At 72.0% G+C, this 25,309-nt stretch carries 9 protein-coding genes; 5 read left to right on the forward strand and 4 right to left on the reverse strand.

What is annotated here, in order from left to right; all coding sequences use genetic code 11:
- Positions 1-23 precede the first annotated feature (23 nt).
- Positions 24-11,039 carry a hypothetical protein gene (locus ACN28F_RS31505; RefSeq protein ID WP_289206070.1) on the forward strand — a complete coding sequence of 3,672 codons (11,016 nt, stop codon included), beginning with the start codon at positions 24-26 and terminating at the stop codon, positions 11,037-11,039.
- 76 nt (positions 11,040-11,115) lie between these two features.
- Here the strand turns inward: ACN28F_RS31505 and ACN28F_RS31510 are convergent, their stop codons facing one another.
- On the reverse strand, positions 11,116-13,686 hold the full coding sequence (locus ACN28F_RS31510; protein WP_289206071.1) for a hypothetical protein: 2,571 nt from the start codon (positions 13,684-13,686) through the stop codon (positions 11,116-11,118).
- Between the two features lie 179 nt (positions 13,687-13,865).
- Between ACN28F_RS31510 and ACN28F_RS31515 the strand changes: the two genes are divergently transcribed.
- On the forward strand, positions 13,866-14,453 hold the full coding sequence (locus ACN28F_RS31515; protein WP_289206072.1) for a sigma-70 family RNA polymerase sigma factor: 588 nt from the start codon (positions 13,866-13,868) through the stop codon (positions 14,451-14,453).
- Here the strand turns inward: ACN28F_RS31515 and ACN28F_RS31520 are convergent.
- Positions 14,404-15,891: a hypothetical protein gene (locus ACN28F_RS31520; RefSeq protein ID WP_289206073.1), complete on the reverse strand. Its 1,488-nt coding sequence runs from the start codon at positions 15,889-15,891 to the stop codon at positions 14,404-14,406. The genes ACN28F_RS31515 and ACN28F_RS31520 overlap by 50 nt on opposite strands.
- A 186-nt stretch (positions 15,892-16,077) precedes the next feature.
- On the opposite strand from ACN28F_RS31520, the gene ACN28F_RS31525 reads away from it, so the two are divergent.
- Positions 16,078-17,940: a S8 family serine peptidase gene (locus ACN28F_RS31525; protein WP_289206074.1), complete on the forward strand. Its 1,863-nt coding sequence runs from the start codon at positions 16,078-16,080 to the stop codon at positions 17,938-17,940.
- Positions 17,941-18,041: 101 nt separating this feature from the next.
- On the opposite strand, the gene ACN28F_RS31530 is transcribed toward ACN28F_RS31525, so the two are convergent.
- Positions 18,042-19,673, reverse strand: coding sequence for a ricin-type beta-trefoil lectin domain protein (locus ACN28F_RS31530; protein WP_421361104.1), 1,632 nt, complete (start codon positions 19,671-19,673; stop codon positions 18,042-18,044).
- 278 nt (positions 19,674-19,951) lie between these two features.
- Here ACN28F_RS31530 and ACN28F_RS31535 point away from each other — a divergent pair, with 278 nt between their 5' ends.
- Both ACN28F_RS31535 and ACN28F_RS31540 read left to right on the forward strand, forming a co-directional pair.
- Entirely contained in the window at positions 19,952-23,305 is a 3,354-nt protein-coding gene (locus ACN28F_RS31535; RefSeq protein ID WP_421361105.1) for a S8 family serine peptidase, read from the forward strand.
- Positions 23,306-23,485: 180 nt separating this feature from the next.
- Positions 23,486-23,839: a YciI family protein gene (locus ACN28F_RS31540; RefSeq protein ID WP_289206077.1), complete on the forward strand. Its 354-nt coding sequence runs from the start codon at positions 23,486-23,488 to the stop codon at positions 23,837-23,839.
- A 17-nt stretch (positions 23,840-23,856) separates the two neighbouring features.
- Here ACN28F_RS31540 and ACN28F_RS31545 read toward each other — a convergent pair whose 3' ends face one another.
- Positions 23,857-25,305 (reverse strand): PepSY-associated TM helix domain-containing protein, encoded by a 1,449-nt coding sequence (locus ACN28F_RS31545; RefSeq protein WP_421361107.1) that lies wholly within the window; start codon positions 25,303-25,305, stop codon positions 23,857-23,859.
- Between the last annotated feature and the right edge of the window lie 4 nt (positions 25,306-25,309).

Here is a 25,309-nt window from a genome sequence, read left to right on the forward strand (position 1 = left end):
CACCGCCGGCAGCGGGGTGAGCTGTGGCGATCCAGCCCTCCGAGGAGATCAACAACCTCTTCATGGTCCTCACCGGCTCGCGCATGCCGGACATCAACGAGGACATGCTGCGTACCGTGCAGGACCTCTATCTCGGGGTGTCTCTCGACCTCGGTGAGCTGCAGGCCCATGTCGAGTTCCTGGTGGTCGGCGTCCGCAGGTCCTTCGACGGTCAGGCAGCCGAAGCCTTCGCCATGCACATGGAGCAGTTCGTCTCCGGTGACGTCTCGGTGCTGGAAGGAGCCGCCGAGCAGGCACGGGCACTCGCCGCGTTCGCCGGCGAGGTCGCCACCGAAGCCGAGTACATGAAACTCATGATCATCGCCGAGCTGATCGTGCTGCTCTTCGAGATCGCGATCGCCGTGGCGATGTCCTACGTCAGCTTCGGCCTGTCCACGGCCCTGCTGCCGATCAAGTTCGCCATCACCCGGATGCTGGTGCGGCTGGGGATGCAGCGCCTGATCATGCGGATCGTCTCGTCACCGCTGTTCAAGACCGTCGTCAACACCCCCTGGTTCAAGTCGTTCGTCAATTCGCCCTGGTTCAAGACCGCTGCCCAGGGCGTGTTCATCCACGGCCCGATCGGCGGCGTCATCGAACTCGGCATGTCGGGCGGGGTACAGGACTACCAGATCAAGAAGGGCCACCGGAAGGACGTCAACGGCAAACATCTGTCGTCGTCGTTCATCAGTGGCTACTTCTCGGAGATGTTCCAGCACTTCATCACCGCCAACCTGCTGCGCAAGCTCCTTCCGACACCCCGGCCGGGACGCGACGGACCGGGCAGGTTCGACCTCGACCCGCCTGGCGGCGGCCCCGGCCGGGGCGCAGGCGTCTTCACCGAAAAATCGCCGCCGCCGGTGGGGCGCGGCGGTGCCGGTGACGGTTCGCGGGAAAAGGGTGGCCCGGACACCGGCCCCGGCCGTACCGGCGGCCCGGACGGGCGGACCGCAGGTGGCCCGTCACCGACGCGCCACCTCCGGCTGCCGATCGTCCTCACCTCTGTCGCCATCGGCACCGCCATCGGCGAGACGATCGGCGAAGTGATATCCGGTGCCGCCGTGTACGGCAGGGTCGACATCGACCCCGAGATGCCCGGCCTCGCCGCCGGCGCCGCAGCGATCCAGACCATCACCGAGCTGAAGCTGGCCCAGCCGCTGGGCAACTGGCTCGGCCGGTTGAGCTTCGGACCGCCGCCGGTCGTCACCTCCGGTCCCGGTGGTGTGCCGCCCGGTACCGCGCCGCCGACCAACTCCTCGCCACCGCCTGCCCAAGGCCAGCCGGCGACCGAGAAGCACGGGAGTACGCCGCCCGAGGCCCGGCCGGTCGACGCCCCGACCCCGGAGCGGGCCGACCGCCCCGGCCCGCTGGACCGCCCCGGCCCGCTGGACCGCCCCGGCCCGCTGGACCGCCCCGGACCGGAGCCGATCGCCTCCGGTCCGGTGCCCCGACCGCCGGTGGTCAGTGCCTCGGCCGTCGACCCCCTCGCTCCGGTGATCTCCCCGCCGTCGGTCGGCGCGGTGGTCCCCCCGCCGTCGGCCGGCCCGGTGCCGACCGTGCCGACCACGGTGACCTCGGACGTGACGGTGTCGCCACCCACCCCGGTCGGGCCGGCACCGGCGGAAATCGCCCCTCCGCCGGAGCAGACGGCGGACGCGCGGCAACCGCGTGACAGCGCTGCCCCACCCGTACCCGTCCAGCCAGAGCCGCCACCGCCACCGCCACCGTCGGCGCCGCCCGCCCCGCCACGGGTCGTGCCGCCGCCGACGCCCGCCGACGACCCCGCCTGGGCGGCGGCCCGTGCCGAGGCGAGCGTCGGCGTACGCGAACACTTCTGGGGTGATCCCGCGCACCAGCTCGGACCCGATGGCGACCAACGGCTCGTCGTGCGGTCCGGCTTCGACGTCCGCCGGGTGTTCCACGAGGGTCAGTGGTTCACCGACCTCGAGGTACGGGTGTGGATCAACGACACGACCGGGGTCGGGCCGGCTGGTATCGACGCGATCCACCAGCGGTTGGCGGCCGGGGTGCACGAGTACGTCAACAGCGCCGGCAACCTGATCGGCAACGGCGACCAGGTGCACGTCACCGTGCTGCGCGCCGACTCGCCGCAGAGCGCGCACCAGGTCGTCGACCTGGTCGAGCGGGACCAACAGATGCATCAGTACGCGTGGTGGGCCGACGCGCAGGGGGAGTACTACACCCACGAACTCATGCACCAACTGGGCCTGCGCGACGACCGGTCCGGCACCGGTTCGATCCCGGGCAGCCTGCTCGGTGACTTCACCGCGCCCAAGCCCACCGAGGACGGTACGGCGACCCCGGCCGACAACTGGCACCTCTGGCGCGACGGCGGGCTGCGACAGCGTCACCTGGACCTGCTCGAGCGGCTCATCGGCCCGGTCGGCACCGACGGCGGCTACCACGGCGTGGACCGGCCGGTCCGGCCGGTCGCCAACGAACACGCCCCCCGGGCACCGGGCCAGACGTCGGCCGGCCCGCACCGGCCGGCGACGACGTCGAACGACACCACCCCGGTCGTCGGGCGGGCAGGGCCGGGCCGCCAGCGTCCGGAGGTGCCGACGGATGCTGGTCCAGAGGTGTCGACCGTGCCACAGCGGCCTGTGACGACCAGCGACGCCGAGTCTGACAGCGTTTCGGACCTCGGAGGGGACGACCTCGACGCCGCCGGTCGGGCCAGTGACCACGGCGACGCGGACCGCGCGGTCAGGCTCCCGGTACCGCTGATGTCGAGTGACCTACCAGTGGCTGGTGACGACGAGCGCAGCGGACCGGAGCGCTCGACCGAACCGGCCGTCGAAGGACCGTACGACTTTCCGGACGACCTGCCGCTGGCCCACCTCTTCGCTGAGCCACCGCCTGGTCCGTACGACTTCTCGGACGACCTCAATCTGGCCGAGCTGTTCGACGAACCAGATCCTGGTCCGTACGACTTTCCGGACGACCTGAATCTGGCCGAGCTGTTCACCGAACCTCCGGTCCTGCCCTGGTACACCGGCCCGCAGTACGGCGGGGCGCTCGGTCAGATGTACGCCTACCAGGCGGGACCGCCTGCCGGCCAGCCGGTGGAGAACCTTGTCGGTGAGTTGCTGCAGGACCTGGTGTCCGATTCGACATCCGCAATCTTCACTGCCGGTGAGCGGGACGCCGTCCGGCGTGCGGCCCGCGAGGCGCTGACCGACCTGTACACCCCGCCAGCGTCGGCGGGCGGGGCTACGGACGGCTCACCGGACCCGTTCATCGACGACGAGTACAGCGAATTTCTCGAAAAATGGGACCAGGTCCTCGTTCGGGGGATCACCGTCGAGGCCGCCGGCCGGCTGGTCTGGATCCGGCCGGTCGTCACCCACGGACGGCCGCACCAGCGGACCCGCACCGGACCTGTCCCGTACAAGGTCGTTTTCGGCTCCGGGTCGGCGAACACCTCCCAGGACCGCGAATCCAACCAGGGGCTTCCGGCGCCGATCGAGCTGATGCTGGTCGGACTCACCGGCTTCGCCAAGCGGGTCAGCCGGTTGATCTTCAACTTCCCGGTCAAGCTGGAGGGGACGTACGCGACACCTCAGTCGCAGAACCGGACCCTGGTCACCGGTCGGCAGATGTTCGTCAAGAAGACGACGATGTTCGACGCCGGACTGCGCTTCGAGGTGTACGCCGACGGGCGGCGCTTCGGGACCACCGCCGACCTGCCGCCGTCGCGCAGTGGTCTCGTGGTCGTCGTTCCCCAGCAGTACACCAGCCGGGACAACGGATGGCCGGTCGACACCGAGAAGTCGCCACCGCAGCGGCAGGAGGAGCACCGGCCGACCCGGGCCCGGCCGGTGCTCAACGCCATCGGTCTGACCCCGCTGATCCTGCAGTGGCACCGACAACTGGCGGGCAGCAAGTTGACGCCGCAGCAGCGGGTCGGCGTCGCCACTGTCGGCACCGCGCAACTGCTCAACGAGCGGAGCCTGATCAACCGCAGTACGCACCTGATGTCCGGCGGGGTGCGCACCGACGCGCTGGCGGTCGACGGGGTCACGGGCAGTCTGAAGCTGACCGTCGAGCCGCTCTGGGTGCAGTACATCGGGTCGGCGCCCGAGGTCGAGGTGCGCGACGACATGAGCGTGGTGATCAGCCTGAGCGAGGGGGTGAGCGCCTCCAGCGGGCTGGCCTTCGATCCGTCGTTCAACGCGATCAGCCTGGTGCACCCGGCCACGTCGCCGGTCGGCGATACCGGCCAGCGGGTGACCGGGACGCTCGGTGTCGAGGGCAAGATCTCCAGCGGCGAGAGCATGGCCCTCGACCTGAGCAGCGACGTGTCCAACCATGTGGTGCTGGTCCGCCGTGCCGATCAGGCCCGGTACCACGTGCAGTACCGGGCCGTCCTGACGACCGAGCTGGACAACTTCACGATTCCGCCAGTCGGCCGCAGCGGGATCCCCGCCGAGCTCGGCGTCGCCGTACCGGACCGACGGCGCTTCGAGCGGGCCTTCACCGGTGGGGCGCTGTCCGACGGGATTCAGCACCAGGCGCGTAGGCCGCCGGCAGCCTTGCCCGTGCCGCAGGGCAATCAGCGGACGCTCCTGAATCAACTGCTTGGTCTGACGGTACCGCCAGGGACTCCGCGAGCCGGATGGACTCCGCAGCGGCGCACCGCTGCGACGGCACCGGTGGCGATGCCGCACCATCGCGGCCGCCGGATCACCGCGCCGACGGCGAACGAGTCGCTGGCGCTGGCGACCCGCCGCGGCACCGGCTGGGGGGTGCCGGTGTCACTGCCCGGTTCCGAGGTGGTGGTGCTCACCATCGAGCATGCGCTGAAGTTCCTCGGCGGCGTGAAAACGCTCGACCGTGACACCAACCGGACGATCAGCCGGCTGAGCCGTCCCGCGCTGGAAGCCGACCTCAACCGGCACCTGGTCGGTGACCCGTTCACCGTCAAGGTCAATGGCAAGAAGTACGACATCATGCTGACGGTCTACCTGGAGGATCACCTCGACAGCAGCCGGTATCCGATGAGCGTCAACACCCGGACGATCACCTCGTCCGGCCACTCCAGCACGACGGGCAACGAGCTGAGCTGGGGCTTCGTCGTCGCCGGCGGGTTGGCGATTCCGATGACCAGCAACAGCCGGGCCGGCCTGCCGGTCAGCCGGGAACAGGGCTGGTCCAGCGGACACAGCGACACCTGGTCGGTCGCGGTCGAGTCGTACCGTCGGACCGAGACCACCGGTGACGTGATCGACAACGGCTACCGTGCGGTGTACCTGCTGGTCGTTCGGGAAGCGAAGGCCGGTGCCCTCCGCCACAATTGGACCTTTGGCGCGCCGGCCGGCATCGTGACGCCGGTCGAGCATCTGCCGGCCACCCCGCTCACCCTCGACCAGGTGAACCAGGCGAACACCGTCACCGCTGGTGACACCGTCGGAACACAGTGGTCGGCGCTCCGGGAGGACGTCGACTCGGTCGACTTTGTTCGGTTCGACCTGTACGGCGTCAACACCGTCGAGACCGCCTTCGTCGCCATTCCGGAGGCGGTCGTCTTTGCCGCGCACCTCTACCGGCAGACCACCGGAAAGTCCCAGGTTTGGTTCGACGATCCGTTGAACTGGCCGCGGGAGCTGTGGCAGATCGGCATCCCCAACCACCTGAACGCCCATTTCGGTGAACTCACCGACGGTCGTGGCTGGATCATCTCGCTGGACGAGGGCCTCACCTCGCACATGGTGCTGATCGTCCGCGCCCGGGTGGTGCCGCCCGGCGCCGGCCGTATCTCTGGATCCGTGGAGATCGAGCACTATCTCAAGCGCGCCGGTAAGCGCGAACGAGGGTCTGAGAAGGGCTCCCACGTCACGTACGGGTTCGCCCCGTCGGGCACCTACCTGGCCCCCGACCCGAGCGGCGACGACGAGGCCGCGATCGGCCGGGTCGACGTGGAACTCGCCGGTCCCAGCAAGAAGGGGTCCATCGGCCAGGAGAATTCCGACAGCGTCGGAAGTGCCGACATCAGCCGCGCCACGTACGGCGGTGACAAAGGGATCTACCAGGGTGACGTGCTGCTGGAGTTGTCGATCGTCGAGTGGAACGACCTGAAGGACTTCTTCACCCCGGACCGGCCGGGTGCCCCGGCGAGCACCACCCGGACGGGGTACCTGAAGGTGCCGAGCGGGCTCGATTTCATGATGCCGGTCGAGACCGCCCGCGACCTGAGTCTGCCGCTGCCCACGCCGGCGGCCGCAACGGCGGCTCCGCCGCCGGGGACCGCGCCGCCGGTGACGCCGCTGCCGGCGGTGGCGCCCCTGCACGTGGACCCGGACCTGGCCCAGGCGATGAGCCACCCGGAACGGTTGCAGGCCGACGGGGTTCTGACCTTCATCGAGACGACGATGCGGGAGCAGGGCCTGATCCCGGCCGGGGACCGGCACACGACACTACGCCGGGCCGTCCGCAGCCAGTTCTCCTCCAGGTCACTGGAGAGTCAGGAGTTCGCGCTGCGCCGCACCGGTGTCCGAGGGCTGTTCGTCGTTCCCGGTCCGTTCCGGAATCTGCGGCTGATGCAGATCAAGGTCAAGGGACGCTTCGTCGGGGAGCCGACGTCGAGCGGCAACCGCCAGGACGTCGACCTGCTGCTGCGCGCCGAGGCGCTGGACGGCTCGTCCCGCTCCGACAGCAAGGGCGACGAGTGGTCCTGGACCGTCGTCAACGTGAAAGGGTATGGAAAACCGACGTCCGCCACCGACGCGGGCGCGTCCGGCGGTGTCGCCTACTCCCAGGAGAACGAGTCGGACGTCGGCATGTCCCGCGACGGCAAGGACATCTTCCGGATCGGGATCAAGGGTGGGTCGACCCAGTTCGTGCAGCCGATGGAATTCGAGGTGTGGATCGGCCTGACCAATCACAAGCCGTACTGGATGCAGTTGATCTCCTCGGCGATCCGGGAATCCTTCTTCCTCACCAACTCGCTCTACGCCGGTGGTGAGCAGTGGGCCCGACAGGTGTGGTTCGACAACCGGTTCATCGAGTGGGACTGGGAGGTCAGCACCCCCGAAGCGTTGACCGGTACGATGAAACTGCTGGTACCGATGGCGCTCACCGAGTCCGCAGACCAGCGGGGGACCTGGGTTTTCACGACCACTGGGCGGCCTGCCGGTTTCCCCGCCGCACCGCCGGTGCGATGGAGCCCCCGGCCGGCGGCCCGTCCACGGGCCAACCGGGACCTGCTCGCCGACCCGACCCTGCAACCCCGCTTCGCGAAGATCGCCAATGTGGTGCAGACGTACGCTGGCCTGGTCAACGCGTCGACGCGACTGCCGCCATCGGCGGTCGACGACGGCAAGGTCCCCGGGCTGCCGTGGCACAGCGAGGTGCAGTTGTCGCTCGACGACCACGCCGACGACTCCTCGATGCAGGTCCGCTTGCCTGAGGTGTTCGGCGGTGGATACCGGATCCCGGGCACCGACCTCACCGTGACCGTGGACGTCAAGGCTGTCCAGTACTACCGGTCGCCGACCGGTGACCCGCTGACCATGCGGGGAAAGGGTCGCCGGTACGGGCAGAACGAGACCGCGCCGAGCGTCGGGCACTCCCGTAGCTCCGGCACCACGGTGACGGTCGGTCCGTCGGGGCGCAGTAACGTCGCGGAGGGCGTCCGGCTCGGTACCGACGCGCCGTTCACCGGTGGCATGGGCCATGAGACCGGCGGGGAGACGTCCATCGCGGACGTCTCCGAGCGCAACGTGGAAGCTGCGCGGGACTACCACCTTTACCGGTACGACGTGACGGTCTACCTGACCGGCCCGGCCGGGACGCTGGCCATCGACGTCCCGGGCGGTCTCCTCGGCTGGTCGGCGAGTGCGCCCACACGACTGCCCACGGACGTTCCGCTGCCGCCGGGCAGCGACGTCACGGTGGACCCGGAGTCGGGCGATGAGTCGAGCATCTCCGAAGTCGACGACGATCCCGACTCTGACGAGGAGTCGGGTCCTGGCGACGAGGGCGAGCCGGGTCCTGACGACGAGTCAGACTCTGACGACGAGTCGGAGGGTGACCCAGTCATCGCTGTCGTGCAGCCTCAGGTGCAGTCGGGCGGGCCCGCCGGTAGGACACCGCCCGCCGGTGCGACCTCGACCGCACCGCCGACGACGCCGGCCGGGGCCCCGGCACCGGGTGACGCACGAGGCGCCGGACGCGAAGCAGCCGGGGCCGCGATGGAGCATGATCCGATCTTCGCGGCGCTGACCCCGTCGTCGGTACCCGTCGGCACGGCACCGGCCACGCCGGGCGACGTCACGCCGCGCACCCCCGGACCGGCCGAGCTGACCCGTGGGGCCGACCGGCGCTGGTACCTGGACGGCCAGGAGGTGCTGGGCGTTCGACTCGACGGCAACCGTACGGGGATCGCGCTGCTGGACGACGCGGACCTGGACCAGTTCTCGCCGGAGGACTTCCTGCCGCCGGGCGACATGCCGGTGGTGGTCGTGCACGCGGACGGAACCCGCACGACGGTCCCGGTGCGGGGTGCGGACGGCCGGACCCGGCAGGTACCGGTGACACCGGGGCAGTTGGCGAGGATGACCGCACCGCTGGGCAACCGGTCGGGCCCCGTCGCGCTGATCACCTGCGGCGTCGGTGTCACCGACGGCGGGTTCGTGGCCGACTACGCGACCGCCCTGAACGCCGACATCCTGGCACCGGTCGCCGCCCTGCGGATCGGATCGGAGACCTCGCCGCACGCGCCGCTGCAGGTGCCGGTGTCACCGGAGGATTCGGCAGGTGGCCGGCCCTGGCGGCTGTTCACCCCGGAGGATCTTGGCGACGAGGGCTGGGACACCCTCAACGACGGGGTCGACTTCGACGGCTTCCGAGCGGTCGACGGGCCTGGCGACGACGACAGCGGGATCGTGCTGGGCTCGGGTCCGGCGTCGTACGGCTATCCGGGCCAGAGCATCGACCCCGGCGGCCCATCGAGCGGATACGGCGTCGCGTCCGCTGGGCAACCGACAGCCGGCTCGACGATCGACACGGCCTGGGATCTGGACATGCCACCGTCGATGTCCGACGTCCCGCAGTGGATCCGCGATCGGATCGCACAGGGGAAGTTCCCGGTGCCGTTCCTGACCGACGACGCGATGGACCCGGCAGCGTCGAAGGTCCGCTGGGGGGTCGAGATCGAGTTCGTGCTGCCGGCGAACGACCGCGACGACGAGGGAGCGTCCGGAAGCGTCGACGATCGCCTCGTGGCGATCGGCGCGCAGCTGCAGGCGGCCGGACTGATCCGGTCCGACGAGCCGGAGGACCCGCACAGCCCGCTGCGGCCCGGTGAGTGGTCGTTCCAGCTGGACGACACCGTCGACGGCGAGATCATCTCGCCGGTACTGACCTCGTCGCCACAGACCTGGTCGACCCTGCTGACCATTGAGCAGATTCTCCGCGCCGCCGGTGCGACGGTGCGGGTCCGGGACGTGGTGACGGTGCTCGACGAGGAGACCGACACGCGGAGCCCGGATCCCGGCGGGGCCACGATCATCCGGGAATCGGGCGGCCACGTCCACGTCGGTGGCGGCTTCCTCGCCCGGCACGCCGGCGCGCCCGGATATGCGGCGTTGGCCAGCCTGTACCACCAGCACGAGGAGGTGCTCTACCGGCTGGCGGGCGACCCCCGCAGCGAGGTCGAGCACGGGTTCACCGAGCGCAAACCGGGCTGGGATCCGACCATGCCGTACCCCGGGGACGCCGAGGCGGCGATCGACGCGCACCGCGACCGCAAGCTGGGCCTCAGCTTCAACCAGGTCAGTCTCACCGACTACGACCATCCGGAGTGGCGACTGTTCCGCGGATCGCTGCTGGCGGCGGTGATCCAGACCCAGGTCAAGATCGCGGTCGGCATGCAGTTGGCCGCGCTGCAGCTGGCGCGTAGTGGTGCGGCACCGCCGGTCGCCGCGTCGGGCGTCGGCAACCTGCGCCGCTCCGGGTCCACGCCGTCGACGTACGGCGGATGGTCGATCCATGACGACGTCGACGCCACCGACTTCGCCCCGCTGTGGGTCTTCCTCGGCACCGTTTTCTCCCGCCCGCAGGACATGCTGCAGGCGGCGGCGCTGTTCTTCCTCAACGACTGGGCGCCACCGCCGGACGGTTCGCCCGCCACGCGTTTCCCGTACCTGGCGCAGTTGTCGGCCCCGGTGAACTGGCCGCTGGGGCAGCTCGACGTCGACACCGCCAGTTACCTGCTCGACCACTCCCCACCGGCGGCCAGCGGGGCCGAACCGTCGGCGCACGACGTGTCGCGTGTCGAGGTCGACGGTGACTGGCAGGCCGGTGGCGTCCCCGCCCGGCTGCGGACCCTTCCTGACGGCACCGGGTACGCCCTGATCAGTGACGGTGCCCCCACCGCCGGGTTGCCGCCGCCCGGGTCGGTTCCGAGCGCCATGGCGGGCAGCGTCCCGGTGGTGGTCCGCCTCGACGGCGGTACCGTCCGGCTCGATGGCCTGCAGGCCGGCCAGCCCTACCAGGTGCGGGTCGGGGCACAGCAGGCCGCCGGCATGGTCAGCGACGCGGTCGACTACCGCGCGCCGCTGCGCCTGGTCCCGGTCGGCACCGGCAAGCTCACCGACGACTACGTCCGCAGCTTCGCCGAGAACCGGCCGCCGCCGCAGCTGCGGGGGACACCACAGACCACGGTCGGGGACGTCTACGTACCGGCGAGTCACCTGTTCAACCCGCCGGCCGGCGCGGTCACCGACCCGACCGCGCCGTCCTGGGTGCGGTTCTACCAGCCGTACCCGGGTGGAGGGCTGACGACCGAGATCGTCGTGGACGCGCCGGCGGTGACCACCTCCGGATTCGTGCTCGTCGGCGGTGTGCAGTACTACCGCGATGAGGCCGGTTCCTGGTACCTGCCGGGGCCGGCCGACCCGAACGATCCCGGCACTCGACAGTGGTACCAGGTGCCCGCTCCGTCGACCGTGCAGAGCCCGGCCTACTGGCCGGCGTAGCAGGACCCACTGGGAGCGGACCATCGTCGTCGACCAGCAGTCCCCGCAACGGACCCGCCGTCAAGACACCGGCCGGTCAGCCGGTCTGCGTGAACAGGGTGGCCAGCGGCAACTCGACCCGCCGGGCACGCAGGACCCAGCGGCCGTCCTCCGCGCCGTACACCCGGGTCACGGTGACCCGGTCGTAGCTGCGCGGCGGCACCAGAACCTCGACGCCGGCGGCGTTGAGCGTCACGAGTCGGGACCGTACGGCGGTCAGCGGCGCGATCCGGCCGGCGCTGGCCGCGACGTCGATCGCCTGACCCGGCTCGATCCGCAGCTGTACCAGCCGCGCCGCGCCGGCGGGTGCGGCCGGCCGGGAGCCGGTGACCGCCAGGTGGTCGTCGTCGGGGCCCCCGACAGTCGGCAGTACGGCGTACCCGGTCGCGGCGCGGCGTCCCGCCGGCCAGCGGACCACGTCGTTGGGCAGGCCGTCGACCCCGTGCCGGGCACCGGTGCAGCGCAGCAGCAGCGCCGCTGGCGGCGCGTCGGGCTGAGCCTGCCATTCGCCGGGGCCGGCCGGGGTCCAGCCCTGCGCCACCTGGACCCGGTCCAGCCAGCCGGCCGGTAGCAGGTAACTGTCGACTCCGCGCAGCAGGTGACGCAGGTCGGGGGGTGCGGTGTCGGTGAACCCGGTCGTGGCCACCGCCCCGCCCGGGGCGACCGACACCCGTAGCACCGAAGCGCCGAAGTGGGCCATCCGGAGCCGGTCGGCATCGAGTTGACCGACGACGAACAGCTCAGCGGTGGGCAGCCCGTCGGCGGCGACCCGGGCGGCGGGCAGCGCGACCGGGACGTACAGGTCGAAGGTCTCCGCGTTGACGTCGGGTCGCTCCGGCAACCAGTTCACCCCGTGCGCCCGGCTGCCCCTGGCGGCGGAGACCATCGGCGGGCGTCGACCCGGCGGCGGCGGGTCGACCGGTGTCGGGTCGGCGGATGCCTGCGCGTCCGGTGCCGGATCGTCCAGCGCCGGGTCGGCGGAGGTGCCGGCCGTGACACGGCCGCCGCTGGCCCCGTCGGCGGCCGGCGTCGGGGGAGTCGGTACCAGCCATCCGTCATGGCTGCGCCAGCGGGCCGAGACGGTGACCAGGTCGGTCGCGCCGGGTGCGGCCGGCGCGAGCCGGCACCACCGGGCCGGTGCCCCGGCGGCCCGCAGCGACCGGGGCTGACCCTCGACCACGGCGAGTCGGGCACCCGGCTCCGGTGCCCAGATATCGGCGGGGATCTGGTCGGCGAGCGCGGTGACGTGGGCGCGGAGCTGGGCGAACCGCTCGGGTGGCACCGGGGTCAACAGGGCGAGGTCCTGCCCCGTCCAGCCGGCCCGGCGCAGCAGCGCCCGGAACTCCCGGGGTCCGACGGCGAGCAGCCCGCCGTCGCCGTGGCGCGCCGCCAGCCGTCCGTCGTCCAGCACCGCCAGCTCCATCCGGAAAAGGCCGTCGCGGCGCCGGACCGTGGCCCATCGGCGTAACGCCGCCGGACGGGCATCGGTGGCGACGCTGACGAGTTCGACGCCGCTGGCGGTAGGCCCGGGCTGGTCCTCGCCGGTGGGGCCGACCGCCGCGTCCATGGTGCCGCCGACCGGGACGAGCCGTCCGTCCCGATCGGACCAGAACCGGTCGGGCCGGTCCGGTCCGGGCGGCCGGTACGCCTGCCAGCTACGCAGGCGACCGTCCCGGTCACGGACGGCGAGGTCGCGTACCCCTTCCAGCAGGACGACCCGGCTGCCGGTCGGGGGTGCCCACACGGTGGCCCCGACCCGGGCGGCCAGTTCCGTCAGGTGGACCGCGAGGCCGTCGGTGACCTCGGCGCCGAGGCCGACGTGCCGGAGCCGGTCGGCCGGGTCGACCCGGATTCCCAGGAGACGGCCGGTGCGAGGGTCGGCGCCTTCCGGGTCGCCGTCGCCGTTGCCGTCGGTGTCGGCCTGAGAAGGGGGCGGCGTAGGCACCTGCGGCCACACCCGCAGGTCACCGCCGTACAGGGCGACGGCGGACAGCGCGGCCGCCAGATCGGTGCCGGACGCGGCGACGCGCACACCGTCGTAGCCGCACAGCAGCGGCGCGGCGTCGTCGACACTGAACGCGACGGTCGCCATCGCGGGATGTCCGACCCCGACGCTCGCGGCAGCCGCCCGGGCGAGCGGGAACGCCTCCCGGGTGGTGAAGGCGAGGCCCCGGGCGAGCGGCAGCGCCGCCCAGCCTCGGCGGTGGCGGATCCGGCCACCGTCGAGGTCGTACCAGCCCGGCAGGCTGGTCGCCAATGACGGTGGTTGGACGAGTAGCCAGTCGACGACGGCGCCGGTGGTGCGGTCCACCGGCGTCGCGGTGTCGGCTCCGGTCGTGGTCGCGCCGGCCGGCACCATCAGCACGTCGCGGCCGAGCCGGTCGGCCAGTGCCTGCAGCAGGGCGGCGTGCTGCGCACCGTCGGGAACCAGCACCTGGACGTCCCGACCGCCACCGCGACGCAGGATCGTGCGGGCCAGTTCCCCGGCACTGAGCGCCGTCTGCGGCCGGGCGGGGTCGGCGAGCCCGCCCCCGGTGGTGGTCGTCAGCGTGACACGGTACGGGTCGGTGTCGCTGATCGGCGGTGGTGTGCGCGGTCCCGGAGTCATCAGGGCCCATCCATACCACGGCGGGTCCCGACCGGCAGGCCGTCGACGGTTAACAACTCGTGTCGAAACGGGACCGCTGCCGCGTTGGCTGAGGTAATCGGACACACCAGCTTGCCGTGCGCCTGATCCGTCCATACTGTCACCGGGGGGCTTCCACCCGCGCGAGGACGACATCGACGATGACGGTGCACATCAGCGCCGCGACGGAGTCGGCGTCGGCAACTGCCGGCGCCGACACGCAGCTGCGTGAGTTGTACGAGAGCCAGGCGCCAGGGCTGCTGCGGTACCTGATCCGGCTCACCAACGGTGACCGGCACCGGGCCGAGGACCTGCTGCAGGAGACCCTGCTGCGGGCCTGGCGCCGGCCGGAGTCGCGGACCGGCACCGGCGAGTGGCGCCGGTCCTGGCTCTACACGGTCGCCCGCAACGTGGCGATCGACGACCTGCGGACCACCCGGCCGGTCGAACTCGCCGGTGAGCTGCTCGACGACCACCCCGACACCGACGACCCGGTGGAACGCCTGCTCGACGCCGGGGTGGTGCACGCCGCGCTCGATTCCCTGCCGGACCGGCTGCGAACCGTCCTGGTCGAGGTCTACCTGCGGGAACGCTCCGGTGAGGAGACCGCGCAGCTGCTCGGTGTGCCGGTCGGCACCGTCAAGTCCCGGACCTTCTACGCCCTGCAGGCGCTGCGTGAGCGGCTGGCGCCCGTCGCGGTCAGCCATCGACCATCTGCAGGGTCCACCGGGCCGGCGGCCCTGCGGTGACCACGACCGGTACGGTGGCGGCATCCGTGCGGTGCGCCAAAGCGAGGATCGCCGCCAGCTGGTCGGGTGCGGGTTCCGCGACGAGTGTCACCGCCTCCGACGCGGAGACGTCGTCGACGAGCGCGGTCACGTCGGCAGGGTAACGACGACAGCCCTGCGGCAGGGCGGTGACCCCGTCACCGACGACGGTCACCCCGGCTCCGGCGGCGAGCAGCCGGGTGGTGAGCAGCCGGGCCGCCCGGTGGCGGGCGGCGGTAGGGCCGGTGACGGCGAGCACGTCGGGTGCCTGCCGCAGGTCGATCCAGAACTGTCCGTCCGGGCCGACGCCTACCGGGATCGCCGTCGCGACCGGCGGCGCGGCGTGGTTCTGCCCGGCCGGCCACCACCCGTACGGGGTGCCGGCGCGCGGCCGACGGATGCCGGTGAGCCGCAGGACGGCCGGATCGTCGCCGACGCGCAACTCGACCTCGAGGTGCGGCAGCCGCCGTTCGTCGCCGGCCGGTGTGACCGGGTCCGTCGCTGTCGCTGTCGTGCCGGTCGGCGCCGTCGTCGTGACCACCAGCCCGGGTACGGCCGCAGTCTCGGTCACCACGTCCGGGGCAACGACGTCCGGGGCTACCTCGTCCGGGGCGGCGGGTACCGGGTCGGCGACGGTCGCCGGCGTCGCGACGGTCGGCGGGTCACCGCTCGCAGCGACCACCGGCTGGATCGTCCTCGCCGGCGGTCGGTCGGGTTGCCGGGTCGTCGATGGCGCGGGTACGGCCGGCGGCCGGGCTGCCGACGGCGTCGTCGCGGTCGCCTGCCGACTCGTCGCGGTCGACGGCCGCGCCGGCCGCGCCGGCCGAGCCTGCCGGGCGAGCCGGCGGTTGCCGCCGCCTCGGCGCAGCACCAGGATCGCGAGCGCGAACAGCCCGACCGCCATCATCGCCGCCCCGCCGCGCAGCAGCAGCTCCGACTCGCGGTCGGGCTGACGTACGGCGTCGGCGGGCGGCTGCCCCGAGACGATGGCCGGCGACCCGTCGGCCACCGGCAGCGGCCCGTACCGCACCCCCGGTCCCCGGGCGTCGTCGGGCAGCACCAGCACCCAACCCGGCTCCAGGATCGTCGGATCGGTCAACTCTGCACCGCCGGGCTGTGGCCGCCCGACGTTCAGCTCGAAGATCTCCGGGTAGCGGCGGCCGTCGCCCAGGGTGCGTGCGGCGATGGCGAACAGGAACTCCCGTTCACCACCGGGGAGCTGATCGACGACGTAGTAGCGCACGTTCTGCCCGGCGGATGCGTCCTGGGTGGGGACGGGGCCGGGCGCCGGCGCGGCGACGGCCGGCCGGACCTCGCCCCACCCCAGCGGTACGGTCGCCGTCGCCACGCCCGCCGCGACGGCGACGATCAGGACCGCGAGCGTCGACAACGCGTGACGGACCTGTGACCGGTGCCGCATGCCCACCCCCGCCGCTGGCGGGTGCACCCGCCAGCCATGAACGATCTGCCAACGCTGGGACGAAGCAGCGGGTGCAAAGGTTCACGATGCACTTCCCTAATGGTGGTGAACCTAGGACATCGCGCCGTCGTCCATGCCGTAGCGGATCGCCGGATTCCCGGCACCGACAAGGGAGGGAACGATCTGATGAGGATGCGCGGCGTCCGCGTACCGGTCGCCTTCGGCCTGATCCTGGCCGTGATGGCCGCAGGCCCGCTCGGCGTCGCCGGACCGGCCGGTGCCGTAGGTGGTGCCGTCGCCGCCGCACCGGTGCACCGGTCGGCCCCGGAACCCGGCCCGACCGGCAGCTACCAGCTGTACTACGTGGTGGCGGCGAGTGTCGACGGGCGGCCGGAGAATCTGTGGCTCATCGCCAGCCGGCTGCTGGGCGACGCCGACCGGGCCACCGACATCTTCGACCTCAACGCCGGCCGGCCGCAGCCGACCGGCGGTGCCCTGGTGGACCCGAGTGTGCTGCGGGCCGGTTGGGAGCTGGTCCTGCCCTGGGACGCGGTCGGCGAGGGCGTGCGGTACGGCCATCTCACCCCCGTCACCGCACCGGCGAATCCGACGCCGCGTCCGTCGACCCCGACCGGCGGCGGTCCGGCCCCGTCGTCACCGCAGCCCGGGGCCAGCGGCCAACCGGGTGGCGCCCAGCCGGGTGCCGGCCAGCCGACCGGCACCGCCGCGCCGTCGCCCACCGCGACCCCGACTCCGACCCCGTCGGCCTCGCCGTCGGCCGGTGCGAGCCGTCCGCCGGGTACGGTGGCCGCCGGCGCGCTGCCCTGGTTGACCTCGGGCTGCCAGGCGAGCCTGATCGACTGGGGGCAGCCGTGGCCCGCGCTCGACGAGGTGTGGTCACGCAGTCGGGGTGCCGGGGTGACCGTCGCAGTGGTCGACTCCGGGGTGGACGCGACGCTGCCGGAGCTGACCGGTCGGGTGACCGCCGGGGCGGACATCGTGACCGGCGCCGGGCGGGCCGGCACCGACTGTCTCGGTACGGGGACCGCCATGGCCGGGATCGTCGCCGCCGACCTCAGTGCCGGATCCCGCAGCGGGGTGGCACCGGAGGCGGGTGTGCTACCGGTACGGCTGGTCGACACCGCCGGCCAGGCCCGGATTCCCGACCAGGTGACGGCGATCGAGGTCGCCCTGTCCACCGGCGCCGAGGTGGTGGTGGTCGGCGGCTACGTCGACCTGTCCGACCCGCAGGTCACCGACGCGATCGCCACCGCCGCCGAGCACGACAGCGTGGTGGTCGTGCCGGCCAGGGTCGGTGCCGACCTGGAACCGGCCCCCGGCCCGCCGGACGCGGTGCTGCGGGTCGCCGCCGTCGACGATCAGGGTGCGCCGGTGGCCGAGCATCCGGCCGGCGAGGTCGATGTGGTGGCACCGGCGGTGACCGGCGTCGAACCGCGTGCGGCGACGGTGTACGCCGCGGCGTACGTGGCCGGTGTCGCGGCGCTGCTGCGCGCCGCCCAGCCGGAGCTGACCGCCGCCGAGGTGGTGCAGCGGTTGAGCGACACCGCGGAGCTGGCGTCCGCGGCCGAGCGTGACGACCAGCTGGGCTGGGGCAGCGTCGATCCGGTCGCGGCGGTCAGTGTGGCGACCCAGGCCCGGGCCGGTGGTGCCGGCGACGGCGGGACCGGTGGTGCCTCCGGTTGGCCGCTGGCGGTGGCGTCGGTGGTGCTGGTCATCCTCGGTGCCCTGTTCTGGGCCCGGCGCCGACTCGGCGCACCGGCGGACGACCTCGCTGACGGCACCGTCGACGCGGAGGCCGGCGCTGTCACCGGCGACAAGGTCACCGCCGGTTCGGCGCGGTCGGCCGCCGGCGGCACCGACGAGGTGACCGTTGCCGGCCCGGCGGGTGCGGTACCGGACGGCTCGACCGCCGACCCCGACGGTGCCGGTCCGACGGCCCCGACGACGTCGGCGAAGACCCAGGTGACCACGGTGCTGGATCTGTCCGCAGGCCGGCCCGCCCCCGGGGTGCCGCCACCGCCGGGCTGACCGCCCGGTGGTACGGCCGGCTCAGCGGGGGCACGGCGACGGCCGGGGTTCGGGTATCCGAAACCCGGCCGTCGCGCCGTACGGGTGAGTGGATCAGCCGGTCAGCGGCGGCTCCAGCTCGCGTTGGCCTGGCCGGTGCACGGCCAGAGGAGCACCTGGCTGCCGTCGGCGGTGCGGCCGTCGTAGACGTCGGCGCACATCCCTTTGCCGCGCTCGTCGGACGCCTTCAGCGAGGTCAGGGCGTCCGTGCTGTTGAGGTGGAAGCGCTGCGCGGCGGAGCCGTTGCACCGGGTGCTGCCGATGATGGTGAGATCATTCGTCCGACCGTTGGTCAGGTCCATGCACATGCCCTGGGACCGGATGGTGTCGTCGGGCAGGAACTCCCACAGCTGGTTGTCGGCGCCGGTGCAGGTGGCGATCGTCAACGGGGTGGACCGTTCGGTGTCGGGCCCGTGATGCTGGGTCAGGCACTTGCCGGAGGCGTGGCTGACCAACTGCCACCGGGTCTTCGCAGGCGGGGTGGTGGCTTTCGGCGCCGGAGTGTTCGCCGCTGGTGCCTTCGAGGGGGGCGTCGGGCCGGGGGCCGGTGCCACGGTGGCTTCCGGCGCGGCGGCCGGCGGCGGCGTACCGGACGGGCTGGGGCTGGCCGGCGGCGTCGCACCGCCGATCCGCGCGTCGGCGGCGTAGAACGTCTCGTGTTCGCGTACCAGCGTGGTGAAGGCGGCCAGGGTCGACGAGCCGTCGAGGTCGGCGGCGGCCTGGATGGTGCCGGCTCCCCAGTGGTACGCCGCCAGCGCCAACGGGTAGGGGTCGTCGCTCAGCGACGCCATCTCGTCGACGAGCCGGCACATGGTGCTGCCCAGCGCCGGGATCGCGACCTCGGCGTCCCACGGGGTGGCGTCGCCGGCGGTCTGGACGTACTGGACCCAGACCTGCGGCAGGAACTGGGCGATGCCCTGGCCGCCGGTGGGGCCGAGCAGGTTCGGGTCGAAGCCGGACTGGGCCATGATCTGGGCGGCGACCCGGGCCGGGGTGACCGTCGGGCAGATGCTGCCGGCGGCCAGGACGGCGGCGAGGTACTCGTCGGGTACGGCGACCGGGGCGGCCCGGCTCAGGGTCGTGGGGGTGGTCGGTACGGCGGTCGGGGTCGGCTCGGGAGTGCCGGTGCCGCCGAAGGCCGGGTAGAGGGCGTACCACTGGGTGTAGCGCTCGACGGTGTCGATGTAGTCGCCGGTGGCGCTCGGCACTCCGGCGGCCGCGCGCACCTCGGGCACACCGAGCTGGTGCGCGGCGAGCGCCAGCTGCCACGGGTCACCGGGCACCTGCTCGACCCGCAGCTGGCCGACCAGCTGACACATGTGCCGGGCGAGGGCGTGGATGCTGGCGTCGCGGTCGGCGAGTTCCGCCTGTGGCCAGGGTGCCCAGCGTCGCCACACCGGGTCGGTCAGCCCGGCCACGCCCTTGCCGCCGCTGGCGCTGACGGCCTGCACCGGTTCGGACCTGAACTGCGACGCCGTCATCAGCTGGCCGGCCAGCCGGGCCGGGGTCAGGGTCGGGCAGGACCCGGCGGCGGCGACGATGGCCTGCTGGTCCTCGGTCGGTATGTCGGCGCCGCGCAGCATGCCGGCGGCGTTGGCGGGGGCGAACTGGACCGAGGCTGCCATGGTGCACAGCGCTGCGGCGGACAACGCCGCCCCAGCGATGACCCGGCGGGCATTGGTCGTCAGTCTCACGGGGGCTCCTCGTCGCGGTGGCGATCTCACCGCGAGGACGACGGGGCGAGGTGTTCGGTTCACGCCCGGCCGTTGTTCTGGGGGGTTTCCGTACAGCGGTCGTGGTCCGTTCGCCCGTCGCGCAACCGTCCACTGGCAACTTGGTTGTGAAAAGTCCTAAAAGCAGGGTTTTGTGATAGAAAGTTTCATTCAGGGGTTACGTTACAAGTGTCGCCTGTGTAACTCTTAGGTTTCGCGTCCACCCGACGTCCTGATAGACGTCCAATGGGGAGGTACTGGTGACACGATCGAGAAGACTTGCGGCGGCCGGACTGGCCGCCGTACTCGTGTTCGGGGCGGGGCAACCCGGCTGGGCCGCGCCGACCGGTGGTGACGGTGCTGGCCGGCCCTCCGCCGGACAGTCGCCGACCGGCCAGCGCACCACCGTCACCCTGATCACCGGTGACCAGGTCACCGTCACCGGAGCCGGTGCGGTCGCCCTGCGAGCAGGCCAGGGCCGTGCCGGCATGCAGTTCCGCACCTACCGCGTCGACGGGGACCTGCACGTCCTCCCGCGTGACGCCGTCGACCTGGTCGGGCGCGGCACCCTGGACCGGCGGCTGTTCAACGTCACCAAGCTGATCGAATGGGGCTACCACGACGCGGCCCGTGCCGACCTGCCGCTGATCCTCACCCGTTCCGACGGCGCTGCGGCACGCGGCGCGGCCCAGCCGGACGGCGTCGAGGTGCAACGGGACCTGCCGGCGATCGACGGCACCGCGGTCACCGCGGACAAGGCGACCATCGCCGACCTGTGGTCCACGGTGGCCGGCGGCGGTGCCGCCCGGGCCTCCGACGCCGGGATCGATCGGATCTGGCTGGACGGCAAGCGCGAGTTGCTGCTCGACCGCAGCGTCGCCCAGATCGGTGCGCCGGCCGCCTACGACGCCGGGTTCACCGGCGCCGGCGTCACCGTCGGCGTCATGGACAGTGGCGTCGACTCCGGGCACCCCGACCTGGCCGACGTCGTCATCGAGTCGCGCAACTTCACCGACGCGCCGGCCGACGGCGACACCGCCGGCCACGGTACGCACGTCGCGTCGATCATCGCCGGCAGCGGTGCCGCCTCCGGCGGCAAGTACCGGGGCGTCGCGCCGGGCGCGAAGATCATCTCCGCGAAGGTCTGCCCCGGCTCGTTCTGCGACGACTCCGCCATGATCGACGCGATGCACTGGCTCGCCGTGGAGAAGCAGGTCCCGGTCGTCAACATCAGCATCGGCGGCGGCGACGGACCGGAGATCGACCCCCTCGAGGAGGCGGTCAACACCCTCACCGCACAGACCGGCACCCTGTTCGTCATCTCCGCCGGCAACGCCGGTGCCGACCGTACCGTCGGCTCACCCGGCAGCGCCGACGCGGCCCTCACCGTCGGCGCCGTCGACCGCGACGGCTCACTCGCCTACTTCTCCAGCCGTGGCCCCCGGGTCGGCGACGACGCCGTCAAACCCGACATCACCGCGCCCGGTGTCGACATCGTCGCCGCCCGCGCCGAGGGCACCACCCTCAACGTCCCGATCGACGAGCACTACGTCTCCGCGCCGGGCACCTCGATGTCCGCGCCGCACATCGCCGGCGCCGTCGCGCTGCTCGCCCAGCAACAGCCGGACTGGACCGCCCCGCAGTTCAAGTCCACCCTGATGGGCTCCGCCGCACCGCACTCCGGAACCGGTGCGTACGGCCAAGGTGCCGGCCTGGTCGACGTGGCCCGTGCCATCACCCAGACGGTGACCGCCGAGCCGGCCAGTGTCTCGTTCGGCCGGGCGATCTGGCCGCACCACGACGACGAGCCGATCACCCGGACCGTCACCTACCGCAACACCGGCACCGCGCCGGTCACCCTCGACCTGGCCTGGGAGATCACCGGGCCGTCCGGCGCGAGCGTCCCGACCGGCATGTTCACCACCAGCGCCGCGCAGGTGCAGGTGCCGGCCGGCGGTACGGCCAGCGTCGACGTCACCGCCGACACCCGGGTCGAGACCGCCGACGGCTTCTACAGCGGCCACCTGGTCGCCACCGCCGGGCCGGCGCGCGTCGTCACCCCGGTCGGGGTGCACCGCGAGGTCGAGAGCTACGACCTCACCGTCGCCCACCTCGACTCGTCCGGGGAGCCGGCGACCGAGCACTTCACCGCCCTCATCGGACTGGACACCGACTACGCCGACCTCGTCTACGACCCGGACGGCACCGCGACCGTACGGGTGCCCAAGGGCCGCTACGGTCTGTTCAGCAGCATCGACGAGTTCGACGAGGACGGGGACCCCCTCGCCAGCGCGGTGCTCGTGCAACCCGAGGTGAACCTCACCGAGGAGGCCACGGTCACCCTGGACGCGCGCCAGTCCGAGCCGGTCAGCGCAACCGTCCCGCAGGCCAACGCCCGTACCGACACCGTCGATGTCTCGGTGGCCTTCGAGGCGGACGCCGGGGCGCTGAGCGTCAGCGCGTCGTTCCCGAGCTTCGACGGGGTGTCGACCAAGAATCTCGGTACGGAGCCCGCCTCCTGGCTGAACTCGGCCATCTCCCACCACTGGTACAAACCGGACGGCGAGGGCGGCTTCGCCGACAGCCCGTACGCGTACGCCCTCGGTGAGATGTTCAGCGGCACGTTCCCGACCGGCTACCAGAAGGACTATCAGGCCGCCGAGCTGGCCCGGGTCCGCCAGGACTTCGGGGGCGTCAAGACCGGGGAGGTCACCGACCGGCTGATCTCCGCCACGTTCGACAGCCCGTCCCTGGCGTCGTTCGGCTCACTGACCGAGGTCGCCGTCCCGGGTGAGCGGATCGAGTGGTACAGCGCCGAGCAGGCCAGCTGGTTCTCCGACCTGTACTTCTCCAACCCGGCCGAGGACGGCTGGTTGGATCTGGTGTCGTTCCTGTTCGAACCGGCCCGTGCGTACACCGCAGGCGGCCGGCACACCGACACCTGGAACCTGCCGCCGTTCGGTCCGGCCATGCCGGCGACGACCTCGCCGTACGGCTGGGTCAGCCGGCTCGGCGACGAGATCGTCGCCGAGGTGCCCCTGTTCGGTGACGCCGCCGGACACGCCGGCATCTCGACGTCGGTGACCGAACGCACGGCCCTCTACCGCGACGGCGCGCTCGTCGACGAGTGGGATGTCGGCGGGTTCGGCTACTTCGTCGTGCCACCCGGGCAGGCCGAGTACCGGTTGGAGACCTCCGCGACCCGCGACGTCAGCGACCTCGCCACCGAGGTGAACCTGGCCTGGACGTTCCAGTCCGGGCGGGTCAACGGTGACGATTGGCGCCAGCTGCCGGTGATGGTGGCCCGCCCCGCGCCGCCGCTCGACGAAGCGGGCAACGCCACTGCCGGTGCGCAGGTCGACATCCCGGTGACGATCCGTCGGCAGACCGGCGTCACGGTCAACCTGGACGCGCTGTCGGTCGAGGTCTCCTACGACGACGGCACCACCTGGCTGCCGGCGTCGGTGCGGGCCGACGGCCGCAACTGGGTGGCCACGGTGCAGCACCCCGACAGTGACGGGTACGTGTCGCTGCGGATCGGTGCCGAGGACCGCCAGGGCAACACGTTCACCCAGACGGTGATCCACGCCTACCGGCTGGCCGCCGCCGACTGACGTTTACCGTCCCGGGCCCCGGTGGCCGTGACCCGTAACCCGGGCCACGGCCACCGGGGCCCACGTCGGTTCGGCCGGAGGGGGAGACCGGGCAACCGGTCGATCCGGGGAGTCGCCGTTCGTCGTTGTTCCGGGCGGCGGTACGCCGTACCGCACCTGACACGCGACCGAGGAGTTCGGATGAGGTACATGTTCCTGATCTACGGTGACCCGGCCAGTGACCCGACCGACGAGGCGCAGATCAAGGCGGAGATCGACGAGTACTGGGCGTACGACCGGGCGCTCACCGCCGCAGGCGCGTTCATTTCCGGCGAGGCTCTGCAAGGGGTGCAGACCGCGACGACGGTACGGCTGCGTGGCGGCGATCAGCTGGTGACCGATGGTCCGTTCGCCGAGACCCGGGAGATCCTGGGCGGCTACTACCTGGTCGACCTGCCGGACCTGGACACCGCGGTCAGCTGGGCGACCCGCTGCCCGGGTGCCCGCCGCGGCACCATCGAGATCCGTCCGATCATGGAGTACGACGAACCATGAATAACACCTCTGTTCGGTCAGACCGTGCCGAAGTAGGACTTCAGCGCGGGCACCCGGCGGATGAGGAACTGGTCCAGCGCCAGGATGACCAGTAGCGAAAGACCGAACAAGGGCAGAAAGACGCCGAGTACGGCCATCGCGGCGAGCAGCGTCCAGTTGCCCCAGACCGGGAGCTTGGCACGCGGCGCGGCGAGGCCGGCGGCGGTGCCCCGGCGGGTCCACCACATCATTGGACCGGTGACACACATGAAGATCACCGCGAGGCAGAAGAGCGTGGACATGATCGTGTTGACGGTGCCGAGGCGGCGCCCTTCGTGCAGGGCGATGCCCTGCGAAACCACCTTCGCCATCGCGCTGTAGTCGTCGTATCCGTACTGGCCGACGACGTCGCCGCTGTACTGGTCGACGTGGATGGTCGTCTCCTGGGTCACGTCGGATTCGGCGGGGTTGCCGACGTCGTACCACTGGCTGCTCATCACGCTGAACACCCCGGTCTCGCCCTCCGGGTACAGGATGAGGTACGGCCCGGGGGCACCCAGCGACTGTGCGGCGGCGACGGCCCGGTCGATCGGGATCGGGGTGCCGCCGCCGGTGCTGCTGCCTTGCGGGGCGTTGCCGGAGGCCCACCCGGCAGGGGCCGACTGACCGTCGGCGTCCTCGATCTGCTGCCGGATGGTGGACTCGGCACCAGGGTCCGCGCCCCACAGCCCGGAGCCACCGCTGACCGCGAGCTGCTGCGCCTGGGCACCCCACACGCCGGTCCAGGGCAGGCCGGAGACGACGAGCAGCAGGATGCCGAGGCCGACGGGAAGCCCGACGAGGGCGTGGTAGCTGCGGAGCCGGGCACCACGCTTGCCCTTCGCCTGTGCGCCGCTGCGGGAGCGGCGGCCGAGGAAAAAGATGATGAAACCGGTGATCGTGAGCACGATGGCCCAGGAGGCACCGAGCTCGACGATGCGGTCACCGATGCCGCCGTCGCCGATCAGCAGGTCGCCGTGGATGCGTTCGGCCCAGGTGGAGATGAGCTGGTCCTGGCTGAGCTCACCGGTGACCGTGGCGGTGTACGGGTCGACGTAGATGTTGGTGCTGCCGCCGCCTTCGAGTTCCGCGACGAACAGGGTCGCCCGGTCGCCGATCCCGTCCTGCACGGACAGAATGGGGCGGTCCGGGAACGCCTCGCGAACGGCCGCCTCCTGGGCCGACAGCGCCGCTCGTTGCGCGCCGTCAGCAACCGGCACCTGCAGCACCCCGGGATGGGCCAGGGAGTCGACCTCGGCCCGGAACATGTAGGTCATGCCGCTGACGGCAAGGCAGAACAGCACGGGAATGACGAGTACGGATCCGTAGAAGTGCCAGCGCCAGAACGCGGCGAACCAGTTGGTCTTCCGTGGCCGGGCCGGGGACGGGGGTGCCTCCCCGGGCGGGGTATCCCCGGAGGGCGGTGTCTCGGCTTCTACGGTGGTCATCGCG

Origin of the sequence: Solwaraspora sp. WMMA2101, from assembly GCF_049179175.1 — a bacterium.
In the GTDB taxonomy this organism is placed as follows: Bacteria; Actinomycetota; Actinomycetes; order Mycobacteriales; family Micromonosporaceae; genus Micromonospora_E.